The organism is Streptomyces morookaense (assembly GCF_013030945.1).
Taxonomy (GTDB): Bacteria; Actinomycetota; Actinomycetes; order Streptomycetales; family Streptomycetaceae; genus Streptomyces; species Streptomyces morookaensis.
This window is the reverse complement of the sequence record NZ_JABBXF010000088.1, coordinates 23,362-41,223: the sequence shown is the minus strand read 5'-3', so window position 1 is coordinate 41,223 and position 17,862 is coordinate 23,362. Positions and strand designations below refer to the sequence as shown.

At 70.9% G+C, this 17,862-nt stretch carries 17 protein-coding genes; 11 read left to right on the top strand and 6 right to left on the bottom strand.

The window, feature by feature from the left end; translation table 11 throughout:
- The first annotated feature begins 143 nt into the window (after positions 1-143).
- Positions 144-470: a putative quinol monooxygenase gene (locus tag HG542_RS28995; protein WP_171086582.1), complete on the top strand. Its 327-nt coding sequence runs from the start codon at positions 144-146 to the stop codon at positions 468-470.
- Positions 471-499: 29 nt separating this feature from the next.
- On the opposite strand, the gene HG542_RS28990 is transcribed toward HG542_RS28995, so the two are convergent.
- Positions 500-1,543, bottom strand: a complete 1,044-nt coding sequence (locus HG542_RS28990; protein WP_176607102.1) for an ArsR/SmtB family transcription factor — start codon at positions 1,541-1,543, stop codon at positions 500-502.
- 151 nt (positions 1,544-1,694) lie between these two features.
- Here HG542_RS28990 and HG542_RS28985 point away from each other — a divergent pair, with 151 nt between their 5' ends.
- The 3 genes from HG542_RS28985 to HG542_RS28975 all read left to right on the top strand — a co-directional run bounded on the left by HG542_RS28985 (position 1,695) and on the right by HG542_RS28975 (position 3,628).
- Positions 1,695-2,252, top strand: coding sequence for a sugar O-acetyltransferase (locus tag HG542_RS28985; RefSeq protein ID WP_171086581.1), 558 nt, complete (start codon positions 1,695-1,697; stop codon positions 2,250-2,252).
- Positions 2,253-2,346: 94 nt separating this feature from the next.
- Entirely contained in the window at positions 2,347-3,333 is a 987-nt protein-coding gene (locus tag HG542_RS28980) for a CapA family protein (RefSeq protein ID WP_171086580.1), read from the top strand.
- A gap of 115 nt (positions 3,334-3,448) precedes the next feature.
- The gene (locus HG542_RS28975; RefSeq protein WP_171086579.1) at positions 3,449-3,628 is read left to right on the top strand and encodes a hypothetical protein; all 180 of its coding nucleotides are present in this window, start codon (positions 3,449-3,451) and stop codon (positions 3,626-3,628) included.
- Between the two features lie 18 nt (positions 3,629-3,646).
- Here the strand turns inward: HG542_RS28975 and HG542_RS28970 are convergent, their stop codons facing one another.
- Complete coding sequence (locus tag HG542_RS28970) at positions 3,647-4,666, bottom strand: DUF1259 domain-containing protein (protein ID WP_171086578.1); 1,020 nt, start codon at positions 4,664-4,666, stop codon at positions 3,647-3,649.
- Positions 4,667-4,821: 155 nt separating this feature from the next.
- Between HG542_RS28970 and HG542_RS28965 the strand changes: the two genes are divergently transcribed.
- Positions 4,822-6,024, top strand: a complete 1,203-nt coding sequence (locus tag HG542_RS28965; protein WP_171086577.1) for an RNA-guided endonuclease InsQ/TnpB family protein — start codon at positions 4,822-4,824, stop codon at positions 6,022-6,024.
- 272 nt (positions 6,025-6,296) lie between these two features.
- Complete coding sequence (locus HG542_RS28960; protein WP_171086575.1) at positions 6,297-7,502, top strand: cytochrome P450; 1,206 nt, start codon at positions 6,297-6,299, stop codon at positions 7,500-7,502.
- A 13-nt stretch (positions 7,503-7,515) separates the two neighbouring features.
- Here HG542_RS28960 and HG542_RS28955 read toward each other — a convergent pair whose 3' ends face one another.
- From HG542_RS28955 to HG542_RS28945, 3 genes are all read right to left on the bottom strand, one after another.
- Positions 7,516-8,340, bottom strand: a complete 825-nt coding sequence (locus HG542_RS28955) for a polyphosphate polymerase domain-containing protein (protein WP_229922473.1) — start codon at positions 8,338-8,340, stop codon at positions 7,516-7,518.
- Positions 8,337-8,972 (bottom strand): DUF4956 domain-containing protein, encoded by a 636-nt coding sequence (locus HG542_RS28950; RefSeq protein ID WP_171086573.1) that lies wholly within the window; start codon positions 8,970-8,972, stop codon positions 8,337-8,339. The genes HG542_RS28955 and HG542_RS28950 overlap by 4 nt, the downstream gene beginning before the upstream one ends.
- A gap of 178 nt (positions 8,973-9,150) precedes the next feature.
- Positions 9,151-10,617, bottom strand: a complete 1,467-nt coding sequence (locus HG542_RS28945; RefSeq protein WP_229922474.1) for an MFS transporter — start codon at positions 10,615-10,617, stop codon at positions 9,151-9,153.
- 147 nt (positions 10,618-10,764) lie between these two features.
- Here HG542_RS28945 and HG542_RS28940 point away from each other — a divergent pair, with 147 nt between their 5' ends.
- The 5 genes from HG542_RS28940 (at position 10,765) to HG542_RS28920 (ending at position 17,175) form a co-directional block, all read left to right on the top strand.
- Positions 10,765-11,757 (top strand): Lrp/AsnC family transcriptional regulator, encoded by a 993-nt coding sequence (locus tag HG542_RS28940; RefSeq protein ID WP_171086567.1) that lies wholly within the window; start codon positions 10,765-10,767, stop codon positions 11,755-11,757.
- 347 nt (positions 11,758-12,104) lie between these two features.
- Positions 12,105-13,691 carry a M4 family metallopeptidase gene (locus HG542_RS28935; protein WP_171086596.1) on the top strand — a complete coding sequence of 529 codons (1,587 nt, stop codon included), beginning with the start codon at positions 12,105-12,107 and terminating at the stop codon, positions 13,689-13,691.
- A gap of 212 nt (positions 13,692-13,903) precedes the next feature.
- Positions 13,904-14,410, top strand: a complete 507-nt coding sequence (locus HG542_RS28930; protein WP_171086566.1) for a DUF6542 domain-containing protein — start codon at positions 13,904-13,906, stop codon at positions 14,408-14,410.
- Positions 14,391-15,704 (top strand): LCP family protein, encoded by a 1,314-nt coding sequence (locus HG542_RS28925; protein WP_171086564.1) that lies wholly within the window; start codon positions 14,391-14,393, stop codon positions 15,702-15,704. Before HG542_RS28930 ends, HG542_RS28925 begins: the two co-directional genes overlap by 20 nt.
- A 37-nt stretch (positions 15,705-15,741) precedes the next feature.
- Positions 15,742-17,175 carry an FtsW/RodA/SpoVE family cell cycle protein gene (locus tag HG542_RS28920; protein WP_171086562.1) on the top strand — a complete coding sequence of 478 codons (1,434 nt, stop codon included), beginning with the start codon at positions 15,742-15,744 and terminating at the stop codon, positions 17,173-17,175.
- 76 nt (positions 17,176-17,251) lie between these two features.
- Here HG542_RS28920 and HG542_RS28915 read toward each other — a convergent pair whose 3' ends face one another.
- Positions 17,252-17,782 (bottom strand): hypothetical protein, encoded by a 531-nt coding sequence (locus tag HG542_RS28915; RefSeq protein WP_171086561.1) that lies wholly within the window; start codon positions 17,780-17,782, stop codon positions 17,252-17,254.
- Positions 17,783-17,862: the final 80 nt, after the last annotated feature.

Genomic DNA, 17,862 nt, shown 5'->3' with positions numbered 1-17,862 from the left:
CGGCATGGGTGAGCCCGCTCCCCAGCGCGGCGGCACGGGTGCCCCGTTTTCCGGCAGGGCCGGAAAACGGGGCGGTCCGGTTCGCGACCGGGATGCCGTACGGGGCAGGATCCTGCGGGTCGTCCGAGAGGCAGGAGCCCCCAATGATCTTCATCGCCGTCAAGTTCACCGTCCGCCCCGACCGCAGCGCCGAGTGGCTGGATCTCGTCGAGGACTTCACCCTCGCCACCCGCAACGAGCCGGGCAACCTCTTCTACGAGTGGTCCCGGAGCGTGGACGACCCCAACCAGTTCGTCCTGCTGGAGGCCTTCGAGAACGCGGAGGCGGGCGAGGTGCACGTCAACTCCGAGCACTTCAGGACCGCGATGGCCTGGATGCCGGACGTGATCGCGAGCACCCCGCAGATCATCAACGTCGAGGTGCCGGGCACGTCCTGGTCGGCGATGGCGGAGCTGTCGCCCCGCGCCTGAGGAGACGGCGCCCCGTAAGGGGCGCCCCGCTACCCGGCCGGGCGCGGCGCCCGCCCCGTCGCCCATGGGCCGCCCGCCAGCAGCAGGTCCAGGCCCAGCCCGGTGAGCGAGTGGTGAACGGAGTTGCCCGACCGCCGGCTGATCACCAGGCCCGCCTGCCGCAGCGCTGTCGCATGCTGGCTGGCCGAGGCATCGGACACCCCGATGCGCCGCGCCAGTTCGCGCGTCCCGCAGCCGTGCGTCAGCTCGTACAGCACCTGCGCACGCGTCCGCCCGAGCAGGGCGACCAGCGGATCCGGCACGGCCGTCCCACGGGCCTCCTCGCCCGTCCAGCCGCTGCGCCGGGCGATGGGATACACCAGCACCGGAGTCGTGCCGGGCTCGCGCAGCGTGATCGGCATGCCCCAGCAGAAGAAGGACGGGACGAGGATCAGCCCCCGCCCCTCCAGGTACAGGTCCTGCGACCGCGGGTACGCCAGCACCAGCACGGGCGGCTCCCACCGCGCCCCCGGATGCAGTCCGGCCAGCAGCCGCTCCGTACCGCCTTCCGCCAGCGCCGCGACGCGTACGGCCCGGTCGGCGGCGATCTGCTCCTGGACGTGGTGCCAGTAGGGGGCGAGCGCGATGCGGTGATAGGAGTGCAGCGCGTGGCCCAGGAACCCCAGCGTCCGCGGATCGCCCTCGGACAGCAGCGCGAGACGGCCGGACAGCGGCCGCCGCACGGCGGCCAGACGGCCGATGTCCCGCTGCAGATGCAGGCGCGGCGTGGACAGGACGGCATCGACGGCCGCCTCCATGTCGCCCGACCCCGCGGTGGGCGTGAGGAAGTCAGCGGAATAGCCGACGGGCGGGGCCAATTCCCCCAGAAGAGGGGCTTGTTCCTGCAACTGTGCGGTGATCCTGGGGCGCACGGCCCGGCGCCACCGCACGAAGTCCGCCGAGGCCGGACTCACTTGCCCCGTACTGCGGTCCTGGACCATGTGGATGCTGAGCAACGCCTCCCACAGCACGTCCGGCCCGCTCGCGATACGGGTCCTGGCCAAATCCTCACCGGTGAAGTGGATCCGCAGCACCGCTCGTCCGTCCTCCCACGTTCCCGCACCGGGAACTTCCTGCTGCTGAGCACTCAGACGCTTCAGCCGCTCACAGGGGTTGCGCGGCACCGGACGGATGACCCTTTCGGGTGGCCGGTACCGTGAACGCCTCTGGGACGAGAGGAAGCTCATGGGCGACAACAAGCAGCGCATGCTGGCCGGTGACTGGTACCTCCCCGACGACCCCGAACTGCGCGCCGACACCGAACGGCGCATCGCACTCTGCGCGGCCTACGACGCGGCCGCCACGGCCGGGCCGGCCGAACGCACGAAAATCCTTGAACAACTGCTCGGATCCGTCGACGCAACGGTACGGATCCGCCCGCCCTTCCACTGCGACTTCGGCTACCACATCAGCATCGGGGCCCGCACATTCGTCAACTTCGGCGCGGTCTTCCTCGACGCGGCACCGATCACCGTCGGCGAGGACGTGCAGATCGGCCCGAACGTCCAGCTGCTGACCCCCACGCACGCACTCGACGCCGCACGCCGCCGGGCCGGCTGGGAGAAGGCCGAGCCGGTGACCGTCGGGCACAACGTCTGGCTCGGCGGCGGTGTCGTCGTCTGCCCCGGCGTCACCATCGGCGCGGACACCGTGGTGGGCGCCGGTGCCGTCGTCACCAAGAACCTGCCGCCCGGCGTCCTGGCCGTCGGCAACCCGGCCCGCGTCGTCCGAGCACTGGACTGAGCAGCCGCACGACATACGTTCGGACCGTTCCCGCTGGTGACCCGCCCGGGGCCGTGATAGGCAACGAGCAGAACGGACGGAAGGCGGCCCACCGGTGGCGATCACAGTGGCATTGGCCGGCGACACCATGCTGGGCCGCAGCGTGGCGGAGCAGCTCGACCTCTCGCCGCGCCCGGAGGCCATCCTGTCCGACGAGGTCAGAGCCGTGCTCGCCGAGGCCGACCTGTGCGTCCTGAACCTGGAGTGCTGCATCTCCGGCCGCGGCGAGCCCTGGCCGGCTCCCGGCAAGCCCTTCTTCTTCCGCGCCCCGCCGGACGCCGCGGACGTCCTCGCGCAGCTCGGCGTCGACTGCGTGACGCTCGCCAACAACCACGCGCTGGACTTCGGCTACGACGCCCTGGCGGACACCACGCAGTTGCTCACCCGGGCCGGCGTCCGCACGGTGGGCGCCGGCCCGGACCTGGCGGCCGCCCGCGCGTACGCCGTACTGGAGACGGGCGGCGTCCGGCTGGCCGTGGTCGGCGTCACCGACCACCCGGACGACTACGCCGCCCAGGACGACCGTGCGGGCGTCTCCTTCGCGGACCTCCGCCGCGGTGTCCCCGGCTGGCTCACCGACCTCGTGCGGCAGGCGTCCACGGAGGCGGACGTCGTACTGGTCACCCCGCACTGGGGCCCCAACATGACCTCCAAACCGCCGCCCCGCGTACGGGACGCGGTACCGGTGCTGCAGCAGGCCGGGGCGACACTGATCGCCGGGCACTCCGCACACGTCTTCCACGGCGTCGCCGACCGCGTGATCTACGACATGGGCGACTTCGTCGACGACTACGCCGTCGACTCCCGGCTGCGCAACGACCTCGGCCTGCTGTTCCTCGTCACCCTGGACGGCCCGGACCCGGCCTCCCACCGGCCGGTGCGCCTGGAGGCGCTGCCGCTGTACCTGGACTACTGCCGCACGGTGCCTGCGAGCGGCGGCGAATGGGAATGGATCAGGGACCGGTTCACCCGCGCCTGTGCCGAGTTCGGCACGGTCGTCACCGTCGAGGGGAAGAGACTGATCGTGGACTGGAGCCGCTGACCGGCACTCCGTTCCCCTACCGCCCCGTACGAGGGACACAGCGCATGCGGGCGGACGGGCGAGGGCAGAGGCAAAGGTGAAGTGTCCAGACCGATCACCGGATAAGAGGTAGTTCATGCACCCCACTGCTGTCATGACCCTCGGTGCCGCCGCACTCCTCGGTCTCCTCCCCGGCTCGTCCCGCGCGGAGAGCGTGGACGCGCCGCGCGCCCGTCCGTTCATGATCGATGACGGGCGCGTGGCGTCACTGCTGTTGAAGGGGAAGCTCGGGCACAAGCCCGATGCCGCGAACTGAACACCCGCCGCACGTCCGTCAGTTCGGCGCCTTGATGCTCGTCGGGGTGACGTTGGTGCAGTCCAGCGCGGTGCGCAGCGCCTTGGCGATCTTCACGGCGTCGTCCACGGCCCACAAGTGGGTGAAGAACAGCCGGGGTTCGTCCGTCAGCCCGTGGTTGTGGAGCTCGACGATCTCGATGCCGCCCTTGCGCAGTGCCTTGAGGACATCGTGGACCTCCTCGGCGATCATTGCGAAGTCGCCGTTGAGCGCGGCCCGTCCGTGGGAGAGGGGCTGGAAGTTGAACGCCGAGGTCGCTCCGGAACCCGCGGGCAGCAGCAGGCCGCCGTCGCTGATCCGCTCGCGGCGGGCGAAGACGCATTTGTAGATGCCCTGGTCGTTGGAGCCCTTGGCGCGGAGCGCCCGGTCGATCCCCGCGGTGTCCAGGTCGACGGGCGGCGGTGTCTTCGACGGGGGCACCCCGGGCGGGGTGCCGGTGCAGTCCAGCGCCTCGCGCAGGCCGGCGGCGAGGGCCGTCGCGTCCTTGCTGTGCCCGTGGACGTGCGTCCACCACATGTCCGGACTGTGGGCGAGCAGGTGCTTGTGGATGGCCGTCTGCCGGATCCCGTGCGCGTGCATGGTGTCGAGCATGCGCTGGAGTTCGTCCTCGGTGGAGACGATGTCGCCCATCATCAGCGTGCTGCCGTCGGAATAACGGATGAAGGCCGCGTGCGAGCCGAGGGCGAGTCCGGCGGTGACCTCGACGTCGCGGGAGACGACATGCAGGTCGGTGCGGGCGAAGCCGGTCCGGAAGACCGTCTTGCGCATCAGGCTGCCGCCGCGGCCCAGTGCCCTGGCGACGCCCTTCCAGTCCGCCTCGGTGGTGCTGACCGGTTCGATCAGCGGCACACCTGCCCGACGCCGGTGAGGGGGCGGCACGGCGTGGGCGGTATGCGCCCCCGCCCCCGCCAGGACGGGTGCCGCCGCGGCGGCGGCCAGGATGTTTCTCCTGGCTATGGACGGTCGGGGGCCGGTCTTCTGCTCGCGCTCTGCGGTCATCAAAGTCCTCCGAGGGAGCCCCGGCGTACAGGCCGGGGAGGGATCGGACTCCTGCGAAGCGGGACAGGGAAGGCCGTTTCGCTGTCGGGGTGGAACGGCGTCCACTTCCAGCAAACCCGCACGGAGTTACAAGTTGCCCTGCTAGGTTGTGAGTTGTGGTCGATCATGTGAAGCGGGCGTTCAAGTACCGCTTCTACCCGACCGATACGCAGGCGGCGGAGCTGCTCCGTACGTTCGGGTGTGTGCGCAAGGTCTACAACATGGCGCTCGCTGCCCGGACCGAGGCGTGGGTGCTGCGCGCCGAGCGGGTGAACTACAACGCCACGTCGACGATGCTGACCGCGTGGAAGAAGACGGAGGAGCTGGCCTACCTCAACGAGGTTTCCTCCGTCCCGCTCCAGCAGGCGCTGCGGCATCTCCAGGCGGCGTTCACCGGCTTTTTCGCCAGACGGGCCGGGTACCCGCGTTTCAAGTCGCGGAAGAAATCGCGCAGGTCCGCCGAGTACACCACGAGTGCGTTCCGGTTCCGGGACGGCCGGCTCACCCTGGCGAAGATGGCCGAGCCGTTGGCGATCATGTGGTCCCGTCCTCTGCCCGGGGGAGTGAAGCCTTCGACGGTGACGGTCTCGCAGGATACGGCTGGGCGCTGGTTCGTCTCCCTGCTGTGCGAGGACCCGGCGGTGAGGCCGCTCCCGGAAACGGGCACGGTGGTCGGCATCGATGCCGGGCTGGAGCACCTGCTCACTTTGTCCACCGGGGAGAAGATCGCCAACCCCCGGCACGAACGGCGTGACCGGGCCCGGCTCGCCAGGGCCCAGCGGGCGCTTGCCCGCAAGGCCAGGGGCAACGGCGCCAACCGGGCCAAGGCCAGGCGCAGGGTGGCCCGTATCCATGCCCGGATCGCCGACCGCAGGCGGGATGTCCTGCACAAGGTCACCACTCGGCTCGTGCGTGAGAACCAAACGCTCGTGATCGAGGACCTGTCCGTCCGCAACATGCTGAAGAACAACACGCTGGCCAGGGCGATATCGGATGCGGCCTGGCGGGAGTTCCGGAGCATGCTGGAGTACAAGGCCCAGTGGTACGGCCGCGAGGTGATCGCGATCGACCGCTGGTTCCCCTCCTCCAGACTGTGCTCCGCCTGCGGCACCCTGAACGGACGGATGCCGCTGAACATCCGCACGTGGACGTGTGGCAGCTGCGCAATGACCCATGACCGGGACGTGAACGCGGCACGCAACCTCAAGGCCGCCGGGCTGGCGGTGTCGGCCTGTGGAGCCGGTGTAAGACCTCAACGGGAGACCTCCCGGACGGGGCAGTCGGCGGCGAAGCAGGAAGCCCCACGGCGCGAGCCGTAGGAATCCCCCTCGGCCACGAGGGGGAGGAAGCCAACGCATGCACCTCCAAGACCAGATCGAAGCACGGCCGGATCGCGGCCCCGGGGTCGAAGGGGGCCATCCGGGCTAGCGGGCAAGGGGCTTGGTGAGCGCGGCGGACACCTGTTTGGGCTAATTCGGGCGCCTGGGTACGTCCCGGGGCGGGGCGCTGGGTATTCATGCGACATCCGGCCTTGGTCTGCCGGAATGTCCTCGCCCCCTCGCCCGGATGCACTGGAACTGGAGTACCTGCAATGGAACCCGGCGCCACCGTTAGGACCTGTCCCTTCGACTTCGCCGACGGCCTCGAATTCGACCCGCAGCTCAAGCAGCTGATGACGGAGGAACCCGTCTCCCGCATCCGCATGCCCTACGGCGAGGGCGAGGCCTGGCTCGTCACCGGCTACGAGGACGTGCGCACGGTCACCACGGACCGCCGCTTCAGCCGCAGCGCCGTCGTCGGCCTGGACTATCCGCGCATGACGCCCGAGCCGATCATCCAGCCCGAGGCGATCAATGTGATGGACCCGCCGGCCAGCAGCCGCCTGCGCAGCCTGATCGCCAAGGGCTTCGCGCCGCAGCACGTGGACCGCATGCGGGAGCGCACCCAGCACGTCGTCGACGACCTGCTCGACGGCCTGGAGGCGAGCGGCTCCCCGGCCGATCTCGTCCAGCACATGACGTCGCCGCTGCCCATGACGACGATCTGCGAGGTCCTGGACATCCCCGAGGCGGAGCGGACGCAACTGCGCTCCCACGCCTGGACGATGATGCGCATCGGGGCCAGCGGTCGCGAGGACGCCAAGCGTTCCAAGGCCGAACTGCGCGCCTACTTCGCCGAGTTGACGGCCGAGCGGCGGGCCAATCCAGGCGACGACCTGATCAGCACCCTGGCCCAGGCGCGGGACGGGGACGATCTCCTCGACGACCAGGAACTGACCGTCATGGCCATGGTCCTGCTCATCACGGGCCAGGACACCACCTCCTACGAGCTGGGCAACATCTCCTACACCCTGCTCAGCCGCCCCGAGCTCTTCGCGCGGCTGCGCGAGCATCCGGACACGCTGCCGCAGGCGATCGAGGAACTGCTGCGCTTCATCCCGTTCCGCAAGGGCGTCGGGATTCCGCGGGTGGCCACGGAGGACGTGGAGCTGAGCGGGGTGAAGATCAAGGCGGGCGACATCGTGCACGTCTCCTACCTGACGGCCAACCGTGACGCCGAGAAGTTCGACCGGCCCCATGAGCTGGACCTCGACCGGCCGAAGCCGGCGCACATGACCTTCGGCTGGGGCTCGCACCACTGCCTCGGCGCCCCGCTCGCCGCCATGGAGCTCCAGGTGGCGTTCAGCACGCTGATCAAGCGTTTCCCCGGGCTGAAGCTGGCCGTGCCGGCCTCGGAGGTGCGGTGGAACACGAACTCGATCTGGCGCTATCCCCTGGAGCTGCCGGTCACCTGGTGACGGCGCCGCGGGCTCAGCCGGCGCCGTCGCCGAAGGCTCTGCGTGCCGCGCGCCGCCAGCGGTTGGCGGGCAGGGCGGGGCGCAGGGCCGCCAGGGCTCCGCAGTATTTGGTGAAGACCGCCGGCCGCACGCCGTAGGAGTGCAACAGCAGGTCGGCCTCGGTGAGGTGGCCGGCGGTCTTCGTCTCGACGAGGACCAGGCCCGCGTCGCAGCGCACGGTCCGCTGTGCGCGCAGGTCGTGGCAGACGAGCCCGGCGTCGCAGGTGATGCGTTCGCCGTCGGCCACCAGGGTCGCGCGCAGGTAGTCGGTGCTGAGCGAAGGGGCCAGTGCCGTGGGGGAGTCGATGCCGTAGGCGTGGTGCAGGGTGTCGGCGAGGAAGGAGCGGTGGCCGGCGTCGAGCGGGGTGGAGGTGCCGGTGAGGGGGCGGCGGTGTTTGACGGTGTCGCCGCGGCGTCCCTTGAGCTTGATCTCGAACTGCCGCTCCCCGGAGTCCTCGTACACCCGCTCGCGGATCTTGAACCGCAGGCGGCGGCCCTGTCGGTGGTCGTGGAAGGAGCGGAGTCCGGGGGTGTCGTAGTAGACGGAGTGGTAGCGGAAGGCGCGTCGGCCGTCGATCGTCAGGGCGCGGAAGGGGCCGCCGGGGCGCCGGGGGTCCGTCAGCCGCTGGGCCAGCCGCAGGAAGATCTCCGTGGGGACGAGGTAGCTGTTGTCGAAGCGGGCCAGGAGTTCGGCCCGTTCGTTGAGTTCGGCGAGGGTGATGGGGTCGGCGGCGTGTGCGGCGGTCCGGATGCCGTGGACGGCGGCCGGTTCGGGACGGGTCTGCGCGACGGTGGTCACACGGTCTCCCAGGCGGGCGTCGAACGGCGCGCGGGCTCGGCGGTGCTGCGGGTGCCGGGGGTGTCCTGCTGCGGGAGGGGTTCGCGGTAGCGGACGTCGACGACGGTCAGGTCGCGGACGAAGTCGACTTCCATGACCGTCCAGTGCAGCGGCTCGCCCAGCCGCCGGGCGAGGTCGGCGCGCAGCGCGGCGGGGTCGTCGTGGACGGTGTCCAGGGTGACCAGGCTGCGGCGGGAGCGGGCCAGGAGGCGGGGGTGGTCGGCTGTGTAGACCACCAGCAGCAGGACGGCGGTGAGTCCGGCGGTCAGGCCGAACTCCAGGTGCGGCAGCCCGCAGAGGAGGCCGAGTACGAGCGTGGTGAAGTAGTACGCGACCTCCTCGTGCTGTACGGCGTCGGAGCGGAGCCGGACGATCGAGAGCACGCCGAACAGGCCGAGGCCCAGCGCCGTGCCGCCGCGGCCGCCGACGGCGGCGAACGCGGAGACGACGGTGAACAGGCCGATGTTCAGGGCGAGATAGGCCGGGACGAGGTCGCGGCGGCGGTGGCGCGGATAGTAGATGCCGAAGGTCAGCAGGCAGACGGCCGCGAGATCGAGTCCCAGGTGGGCGGCGAGGTGCCGCAGAGCGTCCATGGAAGTGAGCCCCCTCTTGTGCGTTCGCTGAGTGACGGAACGAGCACAGACGATAGGGAAACTTCTGATGAACATGTGTTTGCTTGTGGAGAAACGATGCGCCTCCTTGATGCAATCGGAGGCCGAGTGTCCGGAACGCTGCACCACCTGTCGCGCGAGGCACTCTTGCTGCCGTGCGTCACATGACGGTATCGGCCTCCGCTCCTGATGGGACGGGCCGGGAACGCCCGTCCGCGTAGAGGACGGCCGCTGCGACGGTCGCCGCGACGAGGAGCCCGGCCGCGAGCAGGAAGGCGTGCCGGGCCCCCACGAGCGAAGCGGCCCCCGGTGCGCCGGTGGACAGCGCGCGGAAGAAGACCGAGCCGAGAAGGGCGATGCCGAGGGTGCCGCCGAACTGCTGGACGGCGTTGAGCAGTCCGGCCGCCGAGCCCGTCTCGTGCGGGCGGACCCGCGACAGGGCGGCCGTGAAGAACGGGACGGTGAAGAGCCCGTTCCCTGCCCCGCCCACGGCCAGCGCGACGAGCAGCGGCCACGGGTAACCGCCCGGCCGGGCGGCGTGATAGGCGGCGAGCGCGCCCAACAGCCCGGCCAGCAGCACCGCGAGACCGGCGAACATCACCCGGGCGCCGTGCCGCGGCACCAGGTGCGCCCCCGCCGCCCAGGAGGCGGCGGCCAGCGCGCAGGACCACGGCAGCAGGCTCAGCCCGGCGGCCAGCACGCCGCTGCCCAGGCCCAGTTGCAGCTGCAGGACCACGACCGACGTCAGGCCGTTGACCACGGCGAAGAACAGCGCCGAGAGCACCAGCGCGGCGGGAAAGCCCCGGCCGCGGAACAACGACGGCTCGACCAGCGGACTGCGGCCCCTCCGGGCACCGCGCCGCTGCTGCAGTGCGAACACCACGAGCACCAGCGCGCCGGAGAACAGCTCGGCCGCACCCCGGGCCGGCAGGCCGGCCGCACCGCAGGCGATGAGCGGATGCACGACGAGCGCCGTGCCCAGGACCGCAAGTCCCGTGCCCGGCAGGTCCGGACGCGGCCGCTGCGCCGCCCGGTCCTCGCGCAGCAGCGGCGCCGCGGCCAGCACGGCCGCGGCCAATGGCACGTTGACGAGGAACGCCGCCCGCCACGAGGAGCCGCACAGGTCGGCGTGCGTGAGCACGGAGCCGAGGACGGGGCCGCACACCGCGGCCAGGCCCATGACCGGCCCGATCGAGCCCAGCGCACGGGCCAGTTCGGGCCCCGCGAACATCGCCTTGATCAGCCCGAAGGTCTGCGGGATCACCAGCGCGGCCGCCGTGCCCTGGACGGCCCGTGCGGCGAGCAGCACCCCTGTCGACGGCGCGAGGGCGCAGGCCACCGATGCGAGGGCGAAGACGGCCGTCCCCGCCACGAACACCCGCCTGCGGCCGAGCGCGTCACCGAGCCGGCCGCCCGTGATCAGCAGCGCGGCGAACGGCAGGGTGTAGGCGGCACTGACCCACTGGACGACGGAGTCGGCCCCGCCGAGGTCGGCGCGGATCACGGGCGCCGCGACCTGGACGACCGTGGCGTCCAGCAGATTCATCGCCTCGGCGGTCAACAGCGCGGCCAGCGCGGCCCATCGCCACCGCCAGACCGCCACCGTGGGTGCTGCATGGTCCTTCACCTGCATTGCTCACGTGCCCTTCCCGGTCGTCCGTGCGCCCTGCGGCGCGCGAAACCCAGCCTGCGCGGCCGGTATTTCGGTTTCCAGCCGGACCGGGATCCTGGATGATTTCTTCCACCCATGACGATGTGACGAGGAAAAGTGCTCATGCTCGACGACCTGGACCGCGCTCTGGTCCACGCCCTGCACATCGACGGCCGGGCGCCCTTCAGCCGCATCGCGGAGGTGCTCGGCGTCTCCACGCAGACCGTGGCGCGCCGCTACCGGAGGCTGCGCACCGAGGCGGGGCTGCGCGTGGTCGGGCTGCCCGATCCGCACCGGGCCGGGCAGGCCCAGTGGACTCTCCGGCTCACCACGGCTCCGGCGGCCACCGAGCACCTGGCCCATGCGCTGGCCCGGCGGCCCGACACCTCGTGGGTCAAGCTGACGTCGGGCGGCACGGAGGTCTTCGCCGTCGTCCATGCCCCGCACGACACGGAGTTCTCCCGCGCGCTGCTGCTGCGCGACATACCCCGCAAGGCGGGCATCACCGCGGTCTCGGCCCACTGCATGCTCCACACCTACCTCGGCGGCCCCACCGCATGGCGAGGGCGCCTGCAAGCCCTCACCGGCGAGCAGCAGGCGCGCCTCGCACCGGAGCGCGCAGCCCAGGGCGGCGACGGGTCGCCGCTGACGCAGGCCGACCGTGACCTGATCGGTGCCCTGCGCCACGACGGCCGGGCCGGACACGCCGAACTCGCCGCCGCCACCGGCCGGTCCCAGGCCACGGTGGCGCGCCGGCTGGCCGAACTGCGCGCCCACGGCGCGCTGTTCCTCGACGTGGAGATCGAGCCGCGCGCCCTCGGGGCCGGCACCCAGGCCCTGCTGTGGATGTCCGTCCCGCCCGCCCACCTCGATGCCGTCGCCGGCGTCCTCGCCTCGCACCCCGAACTCGCCGTCGTCGCCGCCACCACCGGCCCCACCAACCTCCTGGCCCACGCCCTGTGTTCGGACCCGGCCGACCTGCACCGCTACCTCACCCGGCGCCTCGGCGCGCTCGAGGAGATCCGCACCCTGGAGACCGCCCCCGTCGTCCACACGCTCAAGGCGGCGGGCTCCCTCGTCCCCGCGGCCCGCGGCCCCCGCGCACACGGTCGGTGACGGGCCGGTCATGAGAGTCGACGGGAAATGGTGGACTCCGCTTCCTCATTCCGGATAACGGACACTTTCTCGCTCTGATCGGTCAACTCACGACCAAGTTTTTCCTCGTGGACCTGTCAACAACACCTGTTCGATGGCAAGCTCACCCCACTCGCACCGCAGACCCCGGACGCCCCTTGGGGCCGCCCGGTGGCGAACGTGCGCGAGTACCCCACCGAACGCAGGACAGGCACCACCCCGCCGGCATCCCGTCGCCGGGTCAGAGCAGGCCGTCAACAGGCGGCCGGGTCAGAGGAGTTCGTGTGAGATCCACCCCCCACGTCGCAAGCACGTCCCGCCGTACGCGCATGAGCGCCGCCTTCGTCGCCACGGCTGCCATGGTGGCGCTGGGCGCCCAGGCCGGGATCGCCGACGCCGATCCGAGCATCGCGCGGCACGCTGCGACCGCCCAGCCGTCCCCCGCCCAGCACGCCGCGCTGATATCGGCGGCCAAGGACGGTGCGGCAACCACCGCCCGCTCGCTGGGACTGGGGTCGCAGGAGCGCCTGGTGGTCAAGGACGTCGTCAAGGACACCGACGGCACCGTGCACACCCGCTACGAGCGCACGTACGCCGGGCTGCCCGTCCTCGGCGGCGACCTCGTCGTGCACGCCAAGGGCACGAAGCACAGCGTCACCAAGGCGACCTCGCACAAGATCGCCGTCCCCAGCACCACCCCGAAGGTCTCCGCCTCCGTCGCGGAGAACAAGGCGATGGCGCACGCCTCGGACGAGAAGCTCGCCGCCCCGGTGAAGAACAATGTGCGCAAGGTCGTCTGGGCCGCCTCCGGCACGCCGGTCCTGGCCTGGGAGTCCGTGGTCACGGGCGTCCAGAAGGACGGCACCCCCAGCCAGTTGCACGTGATCACCGACGCCACCACCGGGAAGAAGCTGTACTCCTTCGACGGCATCGAGACCGGCACCGGCACCGGTGTCTACAGCGGCAAGGTGAACATCACCACGACGCAGAGCGGCAGCTCCTTCCAGCTGTACGACACCACCCGCGGCGGCCACAAGACCACGAACCTGCGCGGCGGCACCTCCGGCAGCGGCACGCTGTTCACCAACTCCTCCGACGTCTGGGGCAACGGCAGCGCGAGCAACAGCCAGAGCGCCGCCGTGGACGCGCACTACGGTGCGCAGGAGACCTGGGACTTCTACAAGCAGACCTTCGGGCGCAGCGGCATCCGCAACGACGGCGTCGCCTCCTACTCCCGCGTCCACTACGGCCAGAACTATGTGAACGCGTTCTGGGACGACTCCTGCTTCTGCATGACCTACGGCGACGGCCAGAGCAACACCCACCCGCTCACCTCGCTCGACGTGGTCGGGCACGAGATGACGCACGGCGTGACCTCGGCCACGGCGGGCCTGACCTACAGCGGTGAGTCCGGCGGCCTGAACGAGGCGACCAGCGACATCATGGGCACCGGCGTCGAGTTCTTCGCCCACAACGCCAACAACCCCGGCAACTACCTCATCGGCGAGCAGATCAACATCAACGGCGACGGCAGCCCGCTGCGCTACATGGACCAGCCCAGCAAGGACGGCTCCTCGCTGGACTACTGGAGCGCGGACGCCGGCAACGTGGACGTGCACTACTCGTCCGGCATCGCCAACCACTTCTTCTACCTGCTCGCCGAGGGCAGCGGCGCGAAGACGATCAACGGGGTGAGCTACAACAGCCCCACCGCCGACGGCTCCACCGTCACCGGCATCGGCCGGGACAAGGCGCTGGCCATCTGGTACAAGGCGCTGACCACGTACTTCACCTCCAGCACGGACTACGCGGCCGCCCGCCAGGCGACCCTGCAGGCCGCGGGAGACCTGTACGGCACCGACAGCACCGAGTACCAGACCGTCGGTGCCGCCTGGACGGCCGTCAACGTCTCCTGACCCCGTCGCACCGAGCTGCCGCCGCACGTTCCCCGTGCGGCGGCACTGTGTTTTTCCGCTCCATTGCTGGTGAGAAGGGGTGCGGGGCACACGGCGGCGCAGTAGTTTGCTAAGTTGCGCAAGTATGCAATCGAAGTGTGCCGCACCAAGTCTCGCAGACGACCGTCTTAGTCGTCGCCGGGCGATCCCGGCCTGAGCGTGGGGGTGTGACCGTGACCAATCCCAGGGTGACCTCGGCCGATCCGGGAACGATCCCGGCGCCGCGGTCCGGCGGACCGCCCGCCGGACCGCGGGGACGGGGGGCGCACCGCGCCTGCAAGGGCGCGCGGCCCGTCCGCCGCGCGCTGCTGATCGCCCCCCTGCTGCCGGTGCTGGGCGCCTGCGCGGACCGGGCCGCCGGGCCGCACGTGGGCTGGGGCTTCGCCGCAGGGCTGGTGCTGGCCGCCGTCTGGGCGGCGTCGGCCGTCCGCCCGGCCCAGCTGTGGTGGGTGGTCCCCGCGCCGCCCCCGGTGGCCGCCGCGGTGACGATGGCTGTGGCGCTCGTCACGGGCACGTCCACCGGCAAGGGCGCGGCGCTGCCGGCCGAAGCGGTGCGCTGGGCCGTGGACGCGTTTCCGGCGATGGCGGCCGCGGAGATTGCCGTGCTGATCGTTGTGGGGGTGCGCTCCGTCCGCTCCCGCCGTCGTGGGAGGAGCGGCGATGTCCGAGCACAAGGGTGAGCAGGGGCGGGGCGCCCGGAGTACGAAACGGAAGACGTCCCGGTCCGTCGTGGCCGCCCGCTTCGTGGTGTGCGCCGTCTCCTCGGCCGTGCTCGCGGTCAGCGGCGTCGGCTGGTTCGCACACCATTCGCTGACCAACGGGCTGAAGACGTCCGACGCGCTGGACGCCGTCCGCAAGCGTGCGCCCAAGCATCTGGACAACTCGGTCAACCTGCTGCTGATCGGCCTGGACTCCCGCAAGGACATGGACGGCAACGACCTGCCGAAGGAGTTCGTCCAGGACGAACTGCACGCAGGATCGAGCGAGATCGGCTACTACAACACCAACACCCTGATCCTGATGCACATACCCGCGGACGGCGGCCGGGCCACCGCCTTCTCCGTCCCGCGGGACGACTATGTGCAGACCCTCAACGGGGACGGCTCCGCCCAGGGGCACTTCAAGATCAAGGAGGCCTACTCCATCGCCTACACGAAGGAGCGGGAGAAACTCGACGCGGAGGGCGTCAAGGGCGCCGACCTGGAACACCGCAGCCGCGAGGCGGGCCGCGAGGCCACGCTGGCGACCGTGCAGAACTTCCTCGGCGTCCCGATCGACCACTTCGCCGAGGTCAACCTGCTGGGCTTCTACGACATCGCCAAGGTGCTCCAGCCCATCCAGGTCTGCCTCAACCACCCGGTGAAGGACAAGTACTCCGGCGCCGACTTCCCCGCCGGCCTGCAGGAGCTCAACCCCCGGCAGGCACTGGCCTTCGTCCGCCAGCGGCACGGCCTCGACAACGGCGACCTGGACCGCACCCACCGCCAGCAGGCATTTCTGTCGTCCGTCACCCACAAGCTGAAGTCGCAGGGCGTCTGGAGCGATCTCGGCAAGCTCCAGGGCCTGTTCAACACCGTCAAGAAGGACGTCGTGCTCGACAGCTCCTGGGACGTCCTGGACTTCATGCAGCAGGTCCCCAGCCTCACCGGCGGCAAGGTGGACTTCCACACGCTGCCCATCACCGGGTTCGCCACGCGCGCGGGGGAGGACGTGAACCTCGTCGACCCCGATAAGGTCAAGGAGATCGTGCAGGCGGCCACCGGCCAGGCCCCGTCCCCCTCTCCCACGCCGTCCGACGGCAGCGCCGACGCCAGGTCCGGCGGGACGCCGTCGCCGTCGCCGAGCCCGTCCGCCGGACAGTCCACCGCCCCTGCGGGGGACTCCTCGCCGGACCCGAGCCCGTCCCCGTCCGCATCGGACGACAATCAGGCGGGACCGACCGTGAAAATGGGGGGAATTCCCTGTGTTGACTGACCTCAGGCCGGGCCGGGGCCTGCCCGGAGCACGACGGGTGCCCACGGGCGCCGGGGCCGGCGGGGCGCGGCGCCGCCGGAACACCGAGCTGGTGCTGGTGCTCTTCGCCGTGCTGACCGCCGCGTTCGCGGACGCCGACGCGGAATGCGCCCTGCACGGGGGACTGCCCGGCGCGTTCGCCCTGCAGGTGTGCGGGCTCGGCGCGGTCGCCGTGCTGGCCCACCTCGCCGTGCGGCGCTTCGCCCCCTACGCGGACCCCCTCATCCTGCCCCTGGCGGTGTTCCTCAGCGGGCTCGGCCTGGTGCTGCTGCACCGGCTGGACATCTCGTACGCCGCCAAGTACAAGTCCGTACCCGTCGCCGGCGGCCAGGTGATGTGGCTGTGCATCGGCGTCGCGGCCTTCATCGCCGTGACGGTCGGGCTCAAGCACCACCGCATCCTGCAGCGCTACACCTATGTGCTCATGGCGGGCGCACTGGTGCTGCTGGCGGCCCCGGCGTTCTTCCCCGGCGACACCTACGGGGCCAAGCGCTGGATCCGGCTGGGCGGATTCTCCTTCGAGCCGGACGAGTTCACCAAGCTCGTCATCACGATCTTCTTCGCCGGCTATCTGACGGTCCAGCGCGATGCGCTCGCCCTCGCCAGCCGCCGGGTGCTGGGGATGTACCTGCCGCGCGGCCGCAACCTCGGCCCGGTCGTGGCCATCTGGGCCGCCAGCCTGCTGGTGCTGATCTTCGAGCGCGACCTGGGCACCTCGCTGATCTTCTTCGGGATCTTCGTGGTGATGCTCTACGTGGCCACCGAACGCACCAGTTGGGTGGTCATCGGCCTGCTGCTGGCGACCGTCGGCGCCGGGGTCGTCGGCTCGATGGAACCGCATGTGCACGGCCGGGTGGTCGCCTGGCTGCACCCGATGGACATCTACCTGCCCCATCCGCCGCCCGGCCTGATCTCCGAGCAGGGCGCCCAGGCGATGTTCAGCTTCGGCAGCGGCGGCGTCCTCGGTTCCGGCCTCGGCCAGGGCTACCCGTGGCTGATCGGTTTCGCGGGCCGCAGCGACTTCATCCTCACCACCGTCGGCGAGGAGCTGGGCGCGGCAGGCGTGCTGGCGCTCCTGCTGGTGTACGCCCTGCTCGCCGAACGCGGGCTGCGCACCGCCCTGGTGCTCACCGACCCCTTCGGCAAGCTGCTGGCGGCGGGCCTGTCGGCCGCGCTCGTGCTGCAGGTCTTCGTGGTGGCCGGAGGCGCCAGCGGCCTCATCCCGCTCACGGGCAAGGCCCTGCCGTTCCTCGCGCAGGGCGGTTCGTCGATGCTCGCCAACTGGCTGCTGGTCGCCCTGCTGCTGAAGCTGAGCGACGCGGCGGGACGCACCCAGCTGGAACCGGGACCGGACCCCGACGGGACGGTCACGCTGTCCGCCGAGGAGATCCGGGCGGGCCGGGCACTGCAGCAGGGCATCGCCCTCGGGTAGGGCGGTCGAGTGAAAGGGCCAGGGCCCTCCAGGACGCAACTCCCCGTCCCGGAGGGCCCTTTCCGTCACTCTTCCGTCACTCCAGACCGAGGTTCGCCAGGGCCGTCGTCCAGTCGGTGACGATGGCGTTGCGGGCGGCGTCGAGGGTGACGCTGCCGTCGCAGACGGCCTTCTTGAGCTTGTTCTCCACCTGGTCCTTGTCACCGGCCTGCACGTCGCCGTAACGGGGCTCGGGCCACAGGTTCTTGGGGTCCCTGGGCGCACCGCCCAGCTCCAGCGGGACGAAGTGGTCCTCTTCGTAGTCGGAGAGGTCGGTGTCGTTGTACCCGTACTCCGTGATCTGCCGCGCCTTGAGCGCGTTGGTGTACGAGGCCGGCGGGCGGACGGTCTTCGTCCAGCCCGAGACGCAGATCGTCGAGTTGATCGTGTCCTGGGTGACGTCCGGGTTGAAGGCACCCGGCTGGCAGGACGGGTCGGGCAGCGGCAGTCGCGACTGGCTGCACGTGGAGGCACCGGCGGCGTGGGCCGTGCCACTGGTGAGGATCAGGCCGGCGGCCGGGAGAAGCAGGCATGCTGCCGAGGCCGAGAAACGGCGCAGGGAGTTCATGGGGGGGCTCCGCACGATGAAGACCCGGAGGTTTCCGGGGTGTTGCGTTCATGACAGCTCATGAACTGGCCTGTGAACAG

Bases quoted from the DNA above. Each gene is read 5' to 3' on its own strand.
- HG542_RS28995 (WP_171086582.1), top strand. From the start codon at position 144: ATGATCTTCATCGCCGTCAAGTTCACCGTCCGCCCCGACCGCAGCGCC.
- HG542_RS28985 (WP_171086581.1), top strand. From the start codon at position 1,695: ATGGGCGACAACAAGCAGCGCATGCTGGCCGGTGACTGGTACCTCCCC.
- HG542_RS28975 (WP_171086579.1), top strand. From the start codon at position 3,449: ATGCACCCCACTGCTGTCATGACCCTCGGTGCCGCCGCACTCCTCGGT.
- HG542_RS28970 (WP_171086578.1), bottom strand. From the start codon at position 4,666: ATGACCGCAGAGCGCGAGCAGAAGACCGGCCCCCGACCGTCCATAGCC.
- HG542_RS28960 (WP_171086575.1), top strand. From the start codon at position 6,297: ATGGAACCCGGCGCCACCGTTAGGACCTGTCCCTTCGACTTCGCCGAC.
- HG542_RS28950 (WP_171086573.1), bottom strand. From the start codon at position 8,972: ATGGACGCTCTGCGGCACCTCGCCGCCCACCTGGGACTCGATCTCGCG.
- HG542_RS28940 (WP_171086567.1), top strand. From the start codon at position 10,765: ATGCTCGACGACCTGGACCGCGCTCTGGTCCACGCCCTGCACATCGAC.
- HG542_RS28935 (WP_171086596.1), top strand. From the start codon at position 12,105: ATGAGCGCCGCCTTCGTCGCCACGGCTGCCATGGTGGCGCTGGGCGCC.
- HG542_RS28925 (WP_171086564.1), top strand. From the start codon at position 14,391: ATGTCCGAGCACAAGGGTGAGCAGGGGCGGGGCGCCCGGAGTACGAAA.
- HG542_RS28915 (WP_171086561.1), bottom strand. From the start codon at position 17,782: ATGAACTCCCTGCGCCGTTTCTCGGCCTCGGCAGCATGCCTGCTTCTC.